This is a genomic window from Halomonas kalidii (assembly GCF_030010475.1).
Lineage (GTDB): Bacteria > Pseudomonadota > Gammaproteobacteria > Pseudomonadales > Halomonadaceae > Halomonas > Halomonas heilongjiangensis.
The window spans coordinates 160,122-177,009 of the sequence record NZ_JASCQN010000054.1; the positions used below are offsets into that span (position 1 = coordinate 160,122).

The window sequence follows — 16,888 nt, forward strand, 5'->3', positions numbered from 1 at the left end:
TCCAGCCGAAAGCGTTGCCGGTATACTGTCGCCCATTGTGCGCGCCAGGGCGTCCCTCGGCCGTCGTGATGCCGTTCGCGACGTCGCCACGGGCAGATTTGATTACAGGACCGTCAAGAGGTGGTGAGAGTGAAATCCAGCAAGCTGATCATGGGGGGCCTTGCCGCCCTCGGCCTGACCGCAGGCCTGGCCTCCGCCCAGGCCGAGGAAGACCGTGACGCCATCGCCGAGCGGCTCACGCCGGTGGGCCAGCTGTGCCTGCAGGGCGAGGATTGCGGGACGGCGTCCGCTGCCGGCGGCAATGGCGGCGGAGACAGTGGCTCGAGCGGCGCCGATGGCGAATCCATCTACGGCAGCGTCTGTGCCGCCTGTCACGACTCCGGCGCCGCCGGCGCTCCGGTGCGCGGCGAGGAGGCTGCCTGGGCCGAGCGTGTCGACAAGGGCTGGGAGGAGCTGCTCGCCAACGCCACCAACGGCGTCGGTGCCATGCCGGCCAAGGGTGGCAACCCCAACCTCTCCGACGAGGAGATGGAAGCCGTAGTGGCCTACATGCTCGACCCGGTGATGGACGTGCCGGACGTGGGCGGTGACGACGAGGTCGCCGAGGAAGGGGCCACCGACGATGCCGCACCGGAAGACGATGCCGCCTCAGAGGACGATGCCGCGTCAGAGGACGAGGCCGCGTCAGAGGACGAGGAGTCGGCCACCGCCGAGTCCGGCCTGGATGGCGAGGCGCTCTACGCCGGTTCGGCCTGTGTCGCCTGTCACGACAGCGGTGCCGCCGGCGCTCCGGTGGTGGGCGATGCCGAGGCCTGGGGGCCGCGTATCGACAAGGGCATCGAGGCCCTGTACGAGAGCGCCATCAACGGCATCGGCGCCATGCCGCCAAAGGGCGGCGCCATGGCCCTCTCCGACGAGGAGGTACAAGCCATCGTCGACTATATGGTCGCCGAGGCGCAGTAAACCGACCTACCCGAAGAGACCACGAAAGGGCGCCGTTTGGCGCCCTTTCGCGTTATGGGTCGATCCGTCGAGCCTAAGCCCGGCAGGAGCCTTCGGCCAATTCAGCTCAACAAGGAACGCAGCCCGGCGATGGCGTCCTGGCCACGGGCCTGCTTCTTTTCCGGGTCCTCCTTGTCGGCGCGCCCTTCCCAGTCGAGGTCATCGGCGGGCAGCTCGTCGAGGAAGCGGCTCGGCGCACAGTCCATCAGTTCGCCGTAGGCCTTGCGCTGACGCGCCAGGGTCAGCGTCAGGGTCTGCCGGGCCCGGGTGATGCCCACATAGGCCAGGCGGCGCTCCTCCTCGACGGTGCCGGCCTCGATGGCGTTGCGGTGGGGCAGCAGCTCCTCCTCGAGCCCCATCAGGTAGACGTGGGGAAACTCCAGCCCCTTGGAGGCGTGCATGGTGAGCAGTTGCACCCGGTCGGAATCGTCCTCCTCGGCCTGCTGCTCGAGGATGTCGCGCAGCACCAGGCGCGAGATGGCGGCCTCGACGCCCTCGGTCTCGGTCTCCTCGCTCGCCGTGGTCTCTTCCGGCTCGCGCTGCATCGACTTCTCGAGCTGGTCGATCAGGATCCAGACGTTGGCCATGCGCCGCTCGGCGATGGTCGGGGCGCTGGCGTTCTGGTAGAGCCAGGCCTCGTAGTCCATCTCGCGCAGCATGTCGCGAATGGCGGCGAGGGCATCGCCCTGATCCATGCGCCGGCGTACGCCATCGATGAAGTGGGTGAAGCGCGACAGCCGTTCCACGGCCCGCGTGGGCAGCAACTGCTCCAGGCCCAGCTCGTGGCAGGCGGCGAACAGCGAGATCCCGCGCTCGGTGGCGTAGTTGGCGAGCTTCTCCAGGGTACCGGGGCCGATCTCCCGGCGCGGCACGTTGACGATGCGCAGGAAGGCATTGTCGTCGGCCGGGTTGATCAGCAGTCGCAGGTAGGCCATGGCGTCCTTGATCTCGTTGCGCGAGAAGAAGGACGTACCGCCGGAGAGCTTGTAGGGGATCTGGTAGTGCTGCAGCTTGAGCTCGAGCAGCCGAGCCTGGAAGTTGCCGCGGTAGAGCACCGCGAAGTCGCGCCACTCGGCCCGCTCCTTGATGCGCCGGGTGAGGATCTCGCTGGCGACCCGCTCGGCCTCGGCCTCCTCGTGGCGGTTGACCACCACACGGATCGCCGCGCCCTGCCCCATCTCCGACCACAGGGTCTTCTCGTAGACGTGGGGGTTGTTGGCAATCAGGGTGTTGGCGGCGCGCAGGATGGTGCCGGTGGAGCGGTAGTTCTGCTCCAGCTTGATCACGTTGAGCCGCGGGAAGTCCTCGCCCAGGGTCACCAGGTTCTCCGGCCGGGCACCGCGCCAGGCGTAGATCGACTGGTCGTCGTCGCCGACCACGGTGAAGGTCTTTCGCTCCCCCATCAGCAGCTGGACCAGCTGGTACTGGCTGACGTTGGTGTCCTGGTACTCGTCCACCAGCATGTAGTGGATCTTGCGCCGCCAGCGGGCGAGCGCCTCCGGATCGTCGCGCAGCAGCACCACCGGCAGCAGGATCAGGTCGTCGAAGTCGACGGCGTTGTAGGCCTTGAGGTGGCGACCGTAGGCCTCGAAGACCCTCGCCGCGTACTGCTCGTCGTCGTCCGCGGCGTGGGAGAGCGCCTGGCCGGGCAGGATCAGGTCGTTCTTCCACTGGGAGATCTGGTGCTGGACCCGGTTGATCTGGTCGGCGTCGACCTGGGCGTCCTTGTTCATCAGGTCGCGCAGCAGCGCCTTGGCGTCCTCGGGGTCGAACAGCGAGAAACCGGGCCTGTAGCCCAGCGCCTTGAGCTCGGCGCGAATGATGTTGAGGCCCAGGGTATGGAAGGTGGAGACGGTCAGGCCGTGTCCCTCGCGCCCCTTGAGCATCTGGCCCACCCGCTCCTTCATCTCGCGGGCCGCCTTGTTGGTGAAGGTCACGGCGGCGATCCGGCGTGCGCTCATGCCGCACTCCTGCACCAGGTAGGCGATCTTGGTGGTGATCACGCTGGTCTTGCCCGAGCCGGCGCCGGCCAGCACCAGGCAGGGGCCATCGATATAGCGCACCGCTTCCTGCTGACGGGGGTTCAACTTGGCCAGGCGCTGCTTGATCGACATCGCTTACTCCTTCGGGGGGCCGGCTTCCACGGACCCCGGCAGGCCGGCTCCCGCGAAATCCAGCTGGCGCCAGGCCTCGAAGACGATCACCGCGCAGGCGTTGGAGAGGTTCAGGCTGCGGCTCTCGGGCAACATGGGAATGCGCAGGCGTCGGGATTCCGGCAGGGCGTCGAGCATCGTCTGGGGCAGGCCGCGGGTCTCGGGGCCGAACACCAGGGCATCGCCCTGCCGATAGGCCGGCTCATGATAGCCGGTCCGTCCCCGTGTCGATACGGCGAACACCCGCTCGGGCGCCACCGCCTCGAGAAAGGCACGCCAGCCGGGGTGTGTCGTCACCCGGGCCCACTCGTGGTAGTCGAGCCCGGCACGCCGCAGGCGCCGGTCGTCGAGCTCGAAGCCCAGCGGCTCGATCAGGTGCAGGCGGAAGCCGGTGTTGGCGCACAGGCGGATCAGGTTGCCGGTGTTGGGGGCGATCTCCGGCTGGTAGAGGACGATATCGAGCATGAAACTCCTGCAGGGTGACCCGCAACGCAGTCGGGCCCCATCCGGGGCCCGACGCGAAAGGCTCGGGAGCGGCTCAGAAAGTGAGACGCACGCCCAGCAGCGGGCCACTGTCCAGGGTGCGCGAACCGCCATCGTTGTCGAAATCGGCACGCAGGGCGCGGTAGCCGACATAGCCGTCGACGTTGGGAGTGAAGGCATAGCGGGCGCGCACCCCCAGTTCGTAGCCGTCATGCAGGTCACGGGTACTGACCGCGCTCGGGGTGTAGAAGCCGTAGCCCCCCAGCGACAGCGCCGGCATGGCGGGCACATAGGCATAGCCGTAGCCGCCGAGGCCCAGGCCGCCGCCGTCGCCATGGTCGGTGTCGAACTGGGTCCAGCGGGCACCCACGCCGATATCGTAGTCGGCGTTGCGCTCCACGCCGAGCAACTGGGCATGGAAGGCCGTGGCATCGCCACGGTCGTCGCTGTCGATCACGCCACCACCCAGGGAGATACCGTCGGTCAGCTCGCCGGCCGCCTCGAACTGCACGGCGTCCTGGCCGAGGTTCAGGTCCAGGTTGGCGGTCTGGGCCTGGGACAGGGATACGGCGCCCAGCAGCATCGCCCCGACGATGGTGATGATGACCCGTCTCATGTCACTCTCCTTGTCCGCCCCCTGGGCATGACTGCTGTGCTGCGGTCAGCCGACCCGCACCCCATAGCGCGCGCGATAGTCACGAATGGCCGCCGCATGATCCCGGAGATCATCGCCTGCATGCTGTTCAAGATAGGCCAGGACCATGTCCAGCGTCACGATACTGATCACCGGCATGCCGAAGTTGGCTTCGACTTCCTGGATCGCGCTCTGCACGCCATTGCCGCGCTCCTGGCGGTCCAGGGCGATGACCACGCCGGCGGCCCGGGCACCGGCGGCCTCGATCAGCCCCATCACCTCGCGGATGGCGGTGCCGGCGGTGATCACGTCATCGATGATCAGGATGCGGCCCTCGAGCTCGGCGCCGACGATGCTGCCGCCCTCGCCGTGGGCCTTGGCCTCCTTGCGGTTGAAGGCGTAGGGCAGGTCACGATCATGGTGGTCGGCCAGGGCCACGGCGGTGGTAGCCGCCAGCGGAATCCCCTTGTAGGCGGGGCCGAACAGCACATCGACCGCGATGCCGCTGTCGGCGATGGCGCGGGCATAGAAACGGCCGAGGCGAGCCAGCGCCCGGCCGGTGCGGAACAGCCCCGCGTTGAAGAAGTAGGGGCTGACCCGGCCCGACTTCAGGGTGAACTCGCCGAAGCGCAGTACCCCCTGCTCGATGGCGAACTCGATGAACTCTCGCTGGTAGGCTTGCAATTCGCCGTTCTGCTGCCTGGGCACGCCGTCACTCTCCCCCTCGGCCTCTCTTATCATGTTCATGGGCAAAGGCCATTTACCCAAACGTCGAAACGTCGGGTATCATACACGCGCGACGCAAAAGGGACCATGTATGAAAATCGCCACCATCAATGTCAACGGCATCCGGGAGGCGGTCGGTCGGGGCTTTCTCGACTGGCTGGCCGACCAGGATGCCGATGTCGTCTGCGTACAGAACCTCAAGGCCAAGAGCTTCGAGCTGGACGACAGCATCCTCTACCCGGAAGGCTACGAGGGCTACTTCCTCGACGCCGAGCAGGACGGCTTCTCCGGCGTCGGGCTCTACTGCCGCAAGATCCCCAAGGCCATCATGTACGGCCTGGGCTTCCCGCAGTGCGACCACGAAGGCCGCTTCCTGCAGGCCGACTACGACCGTTTCAGCATCGCCAGCTTCCTGATGCCCGACGGCAGCGACCCGAACGCCAAGCAGGCCTTCATGGCCCAGTACCAGGAGTACCTGGCCAAGATGGCCCGCAAGCGCCGGGAATACATCATCTGCGGCACCTGGCACATCGCCCACAAGACCATCGACCTGGCCAACTGGGCGGACAACCAGACCACCCCCGGCTTCAGGCCCGAAGAGCGCGCCTGGATGGACCAGGTGTTCGGCCCCACCGGCTTCATCGACACCTTCCGCGAGATCAATCGCGATGCCGGCGAGTACACCTGGTGGCCGGCACTCGACCAGGACCAGCCGCGCTCACGCCAGGAGGGCTGGCGCATCGACTACCAGGTGTTGGGCCCCAACTTCCGCCGCCATGTGGTCGACGCCTGGATCGACCATGACGCCACCTTCTCCGAGTTCGCCCCGCTGATCGTCGAGTACGACCTGACGCTCTGATCGCGCCCTTCGTCGCCGCTCCGGCCCGTCCGGAACGCAACACGCCGGCCCAGGGGCCGGCGTGTTGCGTTAGGTAGTGGCTCATGGCTGTCCCCGGCGCCATTCGCGCCAACACCATGTCAGCGGCGAATCCCCAGCGCCTCGCGCTGATGGGCGAACAGCTCGGTGCCGGCCTTCTCGGCCAGATCGAGCATGGCGTCGAGTTCGGCCCGGGAGAAGGTGCCCGCCTCGGCGGTGCCCTGCACCTCGATCATCCCGCCGCTCTCGGCCATCACCACGTTCATGTCGGTGTCGGCACCGCTGTCCTCCGGGTAGTCGAGATCGACCACCGGGACGCCCTTGAAGATACCCACCGAGACCGAGCTGACCAGTTGCTGGAAGGGGTCGCCCTTGATCTTCTTCTCGCGCTGCAGGTAGCGGATGGCATCGATCAGTGCCACGCACCCCCCGGTGATCGAGGCGGTGCGGGTACCGCCATCGGCCTGGATCACGTCGCAGTCCACGGTGATGGTGAACTCGCCGAGCTTCTTGAGGTTCACCGCCGCCCGCAGCGAGCGGCCGATCAGCCGCTGGATCTCCAGGGTGCGCCCGCCCTGCTTGCCGCGGGCCGCCTCGCGCCCGCCACGGGTATGGGTGGCACGGGGCAGCATGCCGTATTCGGCGGTGACCCAGCCCTGGCCCTTGCCGCGTAGCCAGCGTGGCACCCCGGCCTCGACGCTGGCGTTGCACAGCACCCGGGTATCGCCGAACTCCACCAGCACCGACCCCTCGGCGTGGCGGGTATAGTCGCGGGTCAGGCGGATCTCGCGGGGCTGGTCGGGCTGTCGTCCACTGGGGCGCATAGAACCTCTCGTCGTTCGATTGAGCGTCACGGCCGCTGCCGGCCTGGGGCCGCCATTCTACACCCTTAATCGGGTACACTGGTGCCCCACGCCGCGATGCATCAGGAGTTCCCATGGCTCACAGCATGACCGCCTTCGCCCGCCTGGGCCGGGAAGCCGACTGGGGCAGCCTGCAACTGGAGCTGCGCTCGGTGAACCAGCGCTACCTGGACCCCCACTTCCGGCTGCCGGAGAGCCTGCGCGACCTGGAGCCGACCTTCCGCGAGGCGCTGCGCTCGCGCCTGGCCCGCGGCAAGGTGGAGTGCACCCTGCGCTTCGAGCCGGCCAGCAGCGCGGCGACACTGGCCGTCAGCCGCGAACGGCTCGAGGCCCTCGCCGCGGCCCTGGTCGAGGTGCGCGGCGTGGTGAGCGAGGCCCCGATGCCCGACGCCCTGGCGCTGCTCGACCACCCCGGCGTGCTCGACGCCCGGGGCCCGGACCTCGAGACCGTCAAGGCCGAGGCCACCGCGCTGTTCCATGCCGCCCTCGACGACCTGATCGCCGGCCGCGCCCGCGAGGGCGACAAGCTGGCGGTCCTGATTCGCGAGCGGCTAGTGGCGGTGAACGCCCAGGTGGCCGAGGTACGCCGGCTGATGCCGGAAATCCTCGAGCGCCAGCGTGCCCAGCTGCTGGAGCGCCTCGAGGCGGTCAAGGCCGACCTCGAGCCCCAGCGGCTCGAGGCCGAGCTGGTGCTGCTGGCCCACAAGGCCGACGTCGACGAGGAGCTCGACCGCCTGGCGACCCATGTCGGCGAGGTCGAGCGCCAGCTGGGCCAGAAGGGGCCCGTGGGACGGCGCCTCGACTTCCTGATGCAGGAGCTCAACCGCGAGGCCAACACCCTCTCCTCCAAGGCGGTGGTCGCCAGCACCACCCGCTGCGCCGTGGAGCTAAAGGTGCTGATCGAGCAGATGCGCGAGCAGATCCAGAACATAGAGTGATCTCCACGCTCAGCCACACAAGGCCATAAGCTACTGTTTTCTAGGCACCATAAGACGGAGCTTGTCTATGGTTGTCCACGATGATCCGAAGCGGTATAGAGAAGAAAGCCCCCAATCTGACGATTGTCGATACGGCCGGCGGTGCCGCTGTACTGGCGTTGCACAGCGGCCGAGTGCAGACCTTTCTTGATAAAGCCGGTCTCGTCCAGGACCAGGACACCTTCAGGCGGGCCCCGCGTAGCGATGGCCCTTTGGCGGAGGAGATCGCGTGCTGCCTCCGCATCCCAGCGGGCACGATCCAACAACAGGTACTGCACCCCATCCGGGGATGCATCCCCGAGCCACTCGGCAGGGTGCCGGCCATTCCTTCGTTCGCACTGCTGAGCAGTTCCTGAAGGTAGCGTATTCAGTTACGGCTATAGTACGAGGCTCTGGGCGGAAACCCGCACACCGCAACACCTGTCCCGTGCGGGATTCCAGCCCATCCTTGCCCATCACGCTTCGACCAAGGTCGAATGACGCTATCGCAACCATATGAAATGCCAGATATTTCAATATGAAGGCATGGCCATTGCGGTGTAATGGGCGTTGATGCCACCCCGGCCTGGCTCACGGCAGGCCCCGTCGCCGCGAGAGAAAGCGAGTGAGGTAAAGCACATGGCAGACGATTTGCGCGACAGCGCCTTGAAGTACCATCGATTCCCCCGCCCCGGCAAGCTGGCGATCCAGGCGATCAAGCCCATGGCCAGCCAGCGGGATCTGTCGCTGGCCTATTCGCCCGGAGTGGCCGCGGCCTGCGAGGAGATCGAACGTGACCCCCTGCAGGCGGCCGAGTACACCGCCCGCGGCAATCTGGTGGCCGTGGTCAGCAACGGCACCGCGGTGCTGGGGCTGGGTAGCATCGGCGCCCTGGCTTCCAAGCCGGTGATGGAAGGCAAGGCCGTGCTGTTCAAGAAGTTCGCCGACGTGGACGTGTTCGACATCGAGATCGAGGAGCGCGACCCGGACAAGCTGATCGAGATCATCGCCGGCCTGGAGGCCACCTTCGGCGGCATCAATCTGGAAGACATCAAGGCACCGGAATGCTTCGAGATCGAGCGGCGCCTGCGCGAGCGGATGAAGATCCCGGTCTTCCACGACGACCAGCACGGTACCGCTATCGTCTCGGCGGCCGCCCTGCTCAACGGCCTGCGGGTGGTGGGCAAGGAGCTCGGCGACATCCGCCTGGTCTGCAACGGCGCGGGGGCGGCGGCCCTGGCCTGTCTGGATCTGGCGGTGGCCCTGGGGGTCCGCAAGGACAACATCCTGGTCTGCGACCGCAGTGGCGTGATCCACACCGACCGTAGCGAGGACATGGATCCCTACAAGGCGCGCTACGCGGCCCGCACCGAGGCCCGCACCCTGGCCGATGCCGTCCACGGGGCCGACGTGTTCTTCGGTCTCTCGGCCGGGGGCGCCCTCAAACCGGAGATGGTGGCGACCATGGCCGATCGCCCACTGATCCTGGCCATGGCCAACCCCAACCCGGAAATCATGCCGGAGCACGCCAAGGCGGTGCGCCCGGATGCGGTGATCGCCACCGGACGCTCGGACTACCCCAACCAGGTCAACAACGTCCTGTGCTTTCCGTTCATCTTCCGCGGCGCCCTGGACTGCGGCGCCACCACCATCAACGAGGAGATGAAACTGGCCACCGTCAAGGCCATCGCCGACATGGCGACCACCACGGTGCCGGAAACGGTCGCGGCGGCCTATGGCGGACAGGCGCTGACCTTCGGCCCGGAGTACATTCTCCCCAAACCCTTCGACCCGCGCCTGATCGACACCATCCCGCCGGCGGTGGCCAAGGCCGCCATGGACAGCGGTGTGGCCGCGCGCCCCATCGCCGACCTGGAGGCCTATACCCGCTCGCTGTCCAAACTGGTCTACCGCTCCGGCAATGTGATGGAGCCGGTGTTCGAGCGGGCGCGACAGCATCCACTGCGCTTGTTGTACGCCGAGGGCGAGGACGAGCGCGTCCTCCGCGCCATGGAGGTCTGTGTCACTCAGCGCTATGCCAGACCCGTAGTGATCGGCCGCCGTGCGATCATCGAGGAGCGCATCCAGGAACTGGGCCTGCCGGTGACGCCCGGCGTCGATTTCGAGCTGATCGACGCCCAGGACTATCCCGACTACGCCGAACTGGCCAGCGAGTACCACAAGCTGATGGGGCGGCGCGGCGTCCATCCGGAGGCCGCCGAGAAGCGAGTCCGCAACCGGGCCACCATCCTGGCCTCGCTGCTGCTGCGCCGGGGCGATGTGGACGCCATGATCGCCGGCCCGGTGGGCACCTACCACGAGCACCTGGACTCGGTGCTGGACGTCATCGGCCTACGCGAGGGCGTCAGCACGCCTGCCGCCCTGCAACTGCTGATCCTCGAACGGGCCACCCTGTTCATTGCCGATCCCTTCGTCAATTACGATCCCGATGCCGGTCAGATCGCCGAGATCACCCTGCTGGCCGCGGAGCAGGTTCGCCGCTTCGGCATCACGCCCCGGGCCGCCCTGGTCTCCCACTCGAATTTCGGCAGCTCCGACTTCGACAGTGCCGGGAAGATGCGCCAGGCACTGGCGCTGATCCGGGAACGCGCACCGGATCTGATAGTGGACGGCGAGATGCAGGCCGACTCGGCGCTGTCCACCGGCGTGCGCGGGCGCATCCTGCCCGATTCGCTGCTCGACGGCGAGGCCAATCTGTTGATCATGCCCAACCTGGACGCGGCGAACATCGCCTTTTCCGCCCTGAAGGTACTGGGCAACGGCGTGTCCGTGGGACCCATCCTGCTGGGGGCCGCCAAGCCGGTTCATGTGCTCAACCGCACGGTCACCGCACGGGGGATCGCCAACATGAGCGCCTTCGCCGTGGTCGAGGCACAGGCCGATCGATAAATAAAACAATTCGACCCAACCAAGGGAGACGACCCATGGCATTCGACAACTACAACGACTTCGATCCACGGGAAACCCGGGAGTGGCAGGAAGCCATCGACGTGGTGGTGGAGCGGGTGGGTCCCGAGCGAGCCACCTACCTGCTGCACAAGGCGGTGGAAGAAGCCTACCGGACCGGCGCCGAGCCGCCGGACACCACCCGCACGCCCTATGTGAACACCATCCCGCCCCACAAGGAGGCCAAGCTGCCCGGCGACGAAGCCTTGCTGCAGCGGCTGACCGCCTACCTGCGCTGGAACGCCATGGCCATGGTAGTGCGCGCCAACAAGAAACCTGCCGAACCCGGCGGGCATATTGCCAGCTACGCGTCTTCGGCGGTGATGTACGAGGTGGGCTTCAACCATTTCTGGCATGCCCCCAGCGACAGCCACGGGGGCGACATCATCTACGTGCAGGGCCATTGCGCGCCGGGTATCTACGCGCGGGCATTCCTGGAGGGACGGCTCTCCGAGGAGCAACTGGAGAACTTCCGCCTGGAAGTGGACGGCAAGGGGCTCTCCTCCTATCCCCACCCCTATCTGATGCCGGACTTCTGGCAGGTCTCCACCGTGTCCATGGGGCTGGCGCCGATCATGGCCATCTATCAGGCACGCTTCATGAAGTACCTCCAGCATCGGGGGCTTGCCGATACCGAGGGACGCAAGGTCTGGGCGTTTCTGGGCGACGGCGAGATGGACGAGCCACAATCCCAGGGGGCCATCGCCCTGGCCAACCGGGAGAAGCTGGACAATCTGATCTTCGTGATCAACTGCAATCTGCAGCGTCTGGACGGCCCGGTGCGAGGCAACAGCAAGATCGTCCAGGAACTGGAAGGCAACTTCCGGGGCGCGGGGTGGAACGTCATCAAGTGCCTGTGGGGATCGGGCTGGGACGAACTGCTGGCCAAGGACACCAAGGGATTGTTGCGCAAGCGCATGGAGGAGTGCGTCGACGGCGAGTATCAGAACTTCAAGGTCAAGGGCGGCGGCTACATCCGCGAGCACTTCTTCGGCAAGTATCCGGAGCTCAAGGAAATGGTCGCCCACATGTCGGACGACGACATCTACTACAAGCTGATTCGCGGTGGCCACGACCCGCAGAAGGTTTACGCGGCCTATCACGCGGCGGTCAACACCACGGACAAGCCCTCGGTGCTGCTGATGAAGACCGTCAAGGGCTACGGCATGGGCGAGGGGGGTGAAGGCCAGAACATCACCCACCAGAAGAAGAAACTGGGCGAGGATCACCTCAGGCACTTTCACCAGCGCTTCGACCTGCCCTTCAGTGACGAACAGGTCACCAAGGCGGAATTCTTCAAGCCGCCCGAGGACAGCGCCGAGATGCAGTTCCTGCACGAGCAGCGCAAGGCGCTGGGCGGCTACCTGCCCCAGCGCCAGCGCAACGGCGATCTGCTCAAGGCGCCCCCCCTGGACATGTTCAAGCAGGTGCTGGCCGACACCGGTGAGCGCACCATGTCCACCACCATGGCCATGGTGCGCATCATGGTCTCCCTGGCCCGGGACAAGACCCTGGGGCCGCGGCTGACCCCGATCGTCGCCGACGAGTCGCGCACCTTCGGCATGGAGGGCATGTTCCGGCAGATCGGTATCTATGCCCCCGAAGGGCAGAAGTACGTGCCCATGGACGCCGAGGAGATCATGCCCTACCGGGAGGACCAGAAGGGCCAGATCCTGCAGGAAGGCATCAACGAGGACGGGGCCATGTCCTCATGGATCGCCGTGGCCACGTCGTACAGCAACCACGGGGTCACCATGATCCCGTTCTACGTCTACTACTCCATGTTCGGCTTCCAGCGCATCGGCGATCTGGCCTGGGCGGCCGGCGACATGCTGGCACGGGGTTTCCTGATCGGCGGCACCTCGGGGCGCACCACCCTGAACGGCGAGGGACTGCAGCACCAGGACGGGCACAGCCAGCTGTTTGCCCAGTTCATCCCCAACTGCATCGCCTATGACCCCACCTTCCACTACGAGGTGGCGGTGATCGTGCGCGATGGTCTCAAGCGCATGTACGAGGATCAGGAGAACGTCTTCTACTACATCACCACGCTGAACGAGAACTACCATCATCCGGCGCTGCCCGAAGGCGCCGAAGACGGCATCATCAAGGGCATGTACTCGTTCAGCAAGGCCGAGGGCAAGGGGCCGCGGGTACAGCTGCTGGGCTGTGGCAGCATCCTAAACGAGGTGATTGCCGCGGTGGACCTGCTGCGCGACGACTGGGGAGTGGCGGCCGACGTCTGGAGTTGCCCGAGCTTCAATGAACTGGCCCGCAACGGCCACGCCGTCAAGCGCTGGAACCGGCTGCATCCCGGGAAGAAACCGCGCAAGAGCCATGTCGAGCAGTGCCTGGAAGGGACCGAAGGGCCGGTCATCGCCTCTACCGACTACATCCGGATGTTCGCCGAACAGATCCGACCCTTCGTGCCGCGGCGGTACGAGGTGTTGGGCACCGATGGCTTCGGCCGTTCCGACAGCCGTCAGGCCCTGCGCAGCCACTTCGAGGTGGATCGTCATTACGTCACTGTGACCGCGCTGCAGGCCCTGGTCGACGAGGGCAAGCTCAAGAGCGGCAAGGTCCGGGACGCCATCGCCAAATACGGCATCGACCCCGAAAAGCCCAACCCCCTGTACGCCTGAGCCGGAGGAGAAGAACAGTGGCCATCCAAGAAATCAAGGTACCGGACATCGGCGACTTCACCGATGTCCCGATCATCGAAATCCACGTCCAGCCCGGCGACAGCATCCAGGTCGAGGACCCGCTGATCACCGTGGAGTCCGACAAGGCCTCCATGGACGTGCCCGCGCCTGCCGCGGGTACGGTCAAGGAGGTCAAGGTCAAGCTCGGTGACACGGTCTCCGAGGGGTCGACGATTCTGATGCTGGAGGCGGAAGGAGAAGGTGAGGGGGATTCACCCTCCGCCCCTGCCCCCTCTCCCGCCGAGGAAGCAGGGAACAGGCCGCCACCGTCGGCGGCCCCCTCCAGCGCACCGCCGACCGGCCAGATCGCGGATTTCAGCCGGGTTCACGCCAGTCCCTCGGCTCGCCGCCTGGCCCGCGAACTGGAGGTGGACCTGAACCGAGTGCCGCCGACCGGCCTCAAGGGACGGGTCACCCAGGAGGATATCCAGAGCTTCGCCAAGGGCGGCGCCCCGGCGGCACAACCGGCGGCTGCGGCCCCGTCCGGTGGAGAAGGCATGGATCTGCTGCCCTGGCCCAAGGTCGACTTCAGCAAGTTCGGTCCGGTGGAGACCAAGCCGCTGTCGCGCATCAAGAAGATCTCCGGTGCCAATCTGCATCGCAACTGGGTGAGAATTCCCCACGTCACCAACCACGACGAGGCCGACATCACCGACCTGGAAGCCTTCCGGGTGCAGTTCAACAAGGCCAACGAGAAGGCCGGCATCAAGGTCAGCATGCTGGCGTTCATGATCAAGGCCGCGGTCGCCTCCTTGAAGCAGTTCCCCGAGTTCAATGCCTCGCTGGAAGGCGACAACCTGATCCTCAAGCAGTACTACCACATCGGCTTCGCCGCCGACACGCCCAACGGCCTGGTGGTGCCGGTGATCCGCGATGCGGACCAGAAAGGCGTGGTAGAGATCGCCCAGGAGATGGGTGCGCTGGCCAAGCTGGCCCGCGACGGCAAGCTCAAGCCCGATCAGATGCAGGGCGGCTGTTTCACCATCTCCTCGCTGGGCGGGATCGGCGGGCTGTACTTCACGCCCATCATCAACGCCCCCGAAGTGGCCATCATGGGCGTGTGTCGCTCCTTCTGGAAGCAGGTCTCGCCGGACGGCAAGCAGTCGGCGTGGCGCTTCATGCTGCCGCTGTCGCTGTCCTGGGATCACCGGGTGATCGATGGCGCCGCCGCGGCCCGTTTCAACGTCCATTTCGCCAACCTGCTCGCCGACATGCGGCGCATCATCATGTGAGGACTCGACGACATGGCCAATGCAATCGAAGTCAAGGTGCCCGATATCGGGGATTTCAAGGATGTCGAGATCATCGAGGTGCTGGTCAAACCGGGCGATGCGATCGACATCGACACCCCGCTGATCACCCTGGAGACCGACAAGGCCTCCATGGACGTGCCGTCCCCGATATCGGGCACGGTCGGAGAACTCAAGGTCAAGGAGGGTGACAAGGTCTCCGAAGGCTCGACCATTCTGATGCTGGAACCGGCCGATACCGGATCCCGGGTGGCGGACCACGAACCGCATCCGACGGTCCATAACAAAGGGGTTGGCTCGGCGGCGCCCGGCGATGCAGGCGGTGGTTATGGCGGCGGCAGCCTGGAAGAGATTCGGGTGCCGGACATCGGCGATTTCGGCGATGTTCCGATCATCGAAGTGCTGGTACGCGCAGGCGATACGATCCGTGCCGAGGACCCGCTGATCACAGTGGAGTCCGACAAGGCCTCGATGGACGTGCCCGCACCCAAGGCCGGCAAGGTCACTGACGTGCTGGTGTCAGTCGGTGACAAGGTCTCGCAAGGGTCGGCGATTCTGATGCTGGAAGCGGAGGGGAAATCCCCCGCCTCCCCGCCTTCTTCCGTGCAGGGAGCGGGAGAGAAGGCGGCCGCCGCGCCCGCCCCGAAGGCGGCCACCCATACCGGCGGCGCCGACCTCGAGTGCGAGATGCTGGTGCTGGGCGCCGGGCCGGGTGGCTATTCGGCCGCCTTCCGGGCCGCCGACCTGGGCATGAAGACCGTACTGGTGGAACGCTATGCCACCCTCGGCGGAGTGTGCCTGAACGTCGGCTGCATCCCTTCCAAGGCGCTACTGCATGTCGCGGCGGTCACCGACGCGGCCACTGCCATGGCCGATCACGGCATCGCCTTCGGCAAGCCGAAGATCGACCTCGACAAGCTGCGCGGCTGGAAGGAACAGGTCGTCGGCAAGCTCACCGGGGGGTTGGCCGGCATGGCCAAGGCCCGCAAGGTCCAGACGGTGCGCGGAGTGGGAAAATTCCTCGACCCCCATCACCTGGAAGTCGCCCTGACCAGCGGCGACGGCCAGGAGCAGACCGGCGACAGGCAGGTGGTGAAGTTCGACAAGTGCATCATCGCCGCCGGTTCGCAGTCGGTGAAACTGCCCTTCATTCCCGACGACCCCCGGGTGGTCGATTCCACCGGCGCGCTGGAACTCACGTCCATCCCGAAGCGCATGCTGGTCATCGGTGGCGGCATCATCGGCCTGGAGATGGCCACGGTCTACTCCACCCTGGGCACGCGCATCGACGTGGTCGAGATGCTCGACGGGCTGATGACCGGTGCCGACCGCGACCTGGTCAAGGTCTGGGAAAAGGTCAACACGCCACGCTTCGACAAGGTGATGCTCAAGACCAGGACCACCGCCGTCAAAGCCCAGAAGAATGGCCTCAAGGTCAGCTTCGAGGGCGACAACGCCCCCGCCGAGCCACAGCTGTACGACATGATCCTGCAATCGGTCGGGCGCAGTCCCAACGGCAACAAGATCGGTGCCGAAAACGCCGGCGTGGCGGTCGACGAACGCGGCTTCATCGCCACCGACAAGCAGATGCGCACCAACGTCGGGCATATCTTCGCCATCGGCGACATCATCGGCCAGCCGATGCTGGCTCACAAGGCCGTGCATGAAGCACATGTCGCGGCGGAAACCGCCGCCGGACAGAAGAGCTTCTTCGATGCCCGCCAGATTCCCTCGGTGGCCTACACCGACCCGGAAATCGCCTGGGCCGGCAAGACCGAGACCGAATGCAAGGCCGAGGGCATCAAGTACGGCAAGGCGGTTTTCCCCTGGGCGGCCAGCGGTCGGGCGATCGCCAACGGCCGCGACGAGGGCTTCACCAAGCTGCTGTTCGACGAGGACACCCATCGCATCATCGGCGGCGCCATCGTCGGCACCCAGGCGGGGGACCTGATCAGCGAACTCTGCCTGGCCGTCGAGATGGGCTGTGACCCGGTCGACATCGGCAAGACCATCCACCCGCATCCGACCCTGGGCGAATCGGTCGGCATGGCCGCCGAACTGTTCGAAGGCGTGTGTACCGATCTGCCGCCGCAGAAGAAACGATAGGAGGAATTCCATCGGGCTGCTGATACCACCGCGTTCACGCCGCTACCCGACCTCAGCCGTTGAACCTGGAACGACTGAACATCAATGAATGCAAACAAGGTGGGAGGATATAAATATGAATGATCAACCTCGCCAGCCGGAAGCATATGATGAAACAACCGGCGGTCGA

At 66.1% G+C, this 16,888-nt stretch carries 12 protein-coding genes and 1 pseudogene; 7 read left to right on the plus strand and 6 right to left on the minus strand.

Annotated features, from left to right (window positions below):
* Positions 1-129: 129 nt before the first annotated feature.
* Positions 130-963, plus strand: coding sequence for a c-type cytochrome (locus QLQ85_RS21275; protein ID WP_282740832.1), 834 nt, complete (start codon positions 130-132; stop codon positions 961-963).
* 101 nt (positions 964-1,064) lie between these two features.
* Here QLQ85_RS21275 and rep read toward each other — a convergent pair whose 3' ends face one another.
* From rep to pyrE, 4 genes are all read right to left on the minus strand, one after another.
* Entirely contained in the window at positions 1,065-3,116 is a 2,052-nt protein-coding gene (gene rep, locus QLQ85_RS21280) for a DNA helicase Rep (protein ID WP_282740833.1), read from the minus strand.
* Between the two features lie 3 nt (positions 3,117-3,119).
* The gene (gene trmL / locus QLQ85_RS21285; protein ID WP_282740834.1) at positions 3,120-3,620 is read right to left on the minus strand and encodes a tRNA (uridine(34)/cytosine(34)/5-carboxymethylaminomethyluridine(34)-2'-O)-methyltransferase TrmL; all 501 of its coding nucleotides are present in this window, start codon (positions 3,618-3,620) and stop codon (positions 3,120-3,122) included.
* Positions 3,621-3,693: 73 nt separating this feature from the next.
* Positions 3,694-4,254 (minus strand): YfaZ family outer membrane protein, encoded by a 561-nt coding sequence (locus tag QLQ85_RS21290; protein WP_282722576.1) that lies wholly within the window; start codon positions 4,252-4,254, stop codon positions 3,694-3,696.
* A 45-nt stretch (positions 4,255-4,299) separates the two neighbouring features.
* Positions 4,300-5,013 (minus strand): orotate phosphoribosyltransferase, encoded by a 714-nt coding sequence (gene pyrE / locus QLQ85_RS21295; protein ID WP_282741015.1) that lies wholly within the window; start codon positions 5,011-5,013, stop codon positions 4,300-4,302.
* Positions 5,014-5,089: 76 nt separating this feature from the next.
* Here pyrE and QLQ85_RS21300 point away from each other — a divergent pair, with 76 nt between their 5' ends.
* Positions 5,090-5,857: an exodeoxyribonuclease III gene (locus QLQ85_RS21300; RefSeq protein WP_282740835.1), complete on the plus strand. Its 768-nt coding sequence runs from the start codon at positions 5,090-5,092 to the stop codon at positions 5,855-5,857.
* 119 nt (positions 5,858-5,976) lie between these two features.
* Here the strand turns inward: QLQ85_RS21300 and rph are convergent, their stop codons facing one another.
* Positions 5,977-6,699: a ribonuclease PH gene (gene rph, locus QLQ85_RS21305; RefSeq protein WP_282740836.1), complete on the minus strand. Its 723-nt coding sequence runs from the start codon at positions 6,697-6,699 to the stop codon at positions 5,977-5,979.
* Positions 6,700-6,812: 113 nt separating this feature from the next.
* Between rph and QLQ85_RS21310 the strand changes: the two genes are divergently transcribed.
* Positions 6,813-7,676 carry a YicC/YloC family endoribonuclease gene (locus QLQ85_RS21310; protein ID WP_282740837.1) on the plus strand — a complete coding sequence of 288 codons (864 nt, stop codon included), beginning with the start codon at positions 6,813-6,815 and terminating at the stop codon, positions 7,674-7,676.
* 95 nt (positions 7,677-7,771) lie between these two features.
* Here the strand turns inward: QLQ85_RS21310 and QLQ85_RS21315 are convergent.
* Positions 7,772-8,082 (minus strand): annotated as a pseudogene (locus tag QLQ85_RS21315) (transposase); the annotation flags it as partial.
* 251 nt (positions 8,083-8,333) lie between these two features.
* On the opposite strand from QLQ85_RS21315, the gene QLQ85_RS22835 reads away from it, so the two are divergent.
* The 4 genes from QLQ85_RS22835 to lpdA are packed head-to-tail and all read left to right on the plus strand — an operon-like array spanning position 8,334 to position 16,719.
* Positions 8,334-10,604, plus strand: a complete 2,271-nt coding sequence (locus tag QLQ85_RS22835; RefSeq protein WP_326521391.1) for an NADP-dependent malic enzyme — start codon at positions 8,334-8,336, stop codon at positions 10,602-10,604.
* 35 nt (positions 10,605-10,639) lie between these two features.
* Positions 10,640-13,303, plus strand: coding sequence for a pyruvate dehydrogenase (acetyl-transferring), homodimeric type (gene aceE, locus QLQ85_RS21330; protein ID WP_282740838.1), 2,664 nt, complete (start codon positions 10,640-10,642; stop codon positions 13,301-13,303).
* A 17-nt stretch (positions 13,304-13,320) separates the two neighbouring features.
* The gene (gene aceF / locus QLQ85_RS21335) at positions 13,321-14,595 is read left to right on the plus strand and encodes a dihydrolipoyllysine-residue acetyltransferase (RefSeq protein ID WP_282740839.1); all 1,275 of its coding nucleotides are present in this window, start codon (positions 13,321-13,323) and stop codon (positions 14,593-14,595) included.
* A gap of 12 nt (positions 14,596-14,607) precedes the next feature.
* On the plus strand, positions 14,608-16,719 hold the full coding sequence (gene lpdA / locus QLQ85_RS21345) for a dihydrolipoyl dehydrogenase (RefSeq protein ID WP_407650430.1): 2,112 nt from the start codon (positions 14,608-14,610) through the stop codon (positions 16,717-16,719).
* The last annotated feature ends 169 nt before the right edge of the window (positions 16,720-16,888 follow it).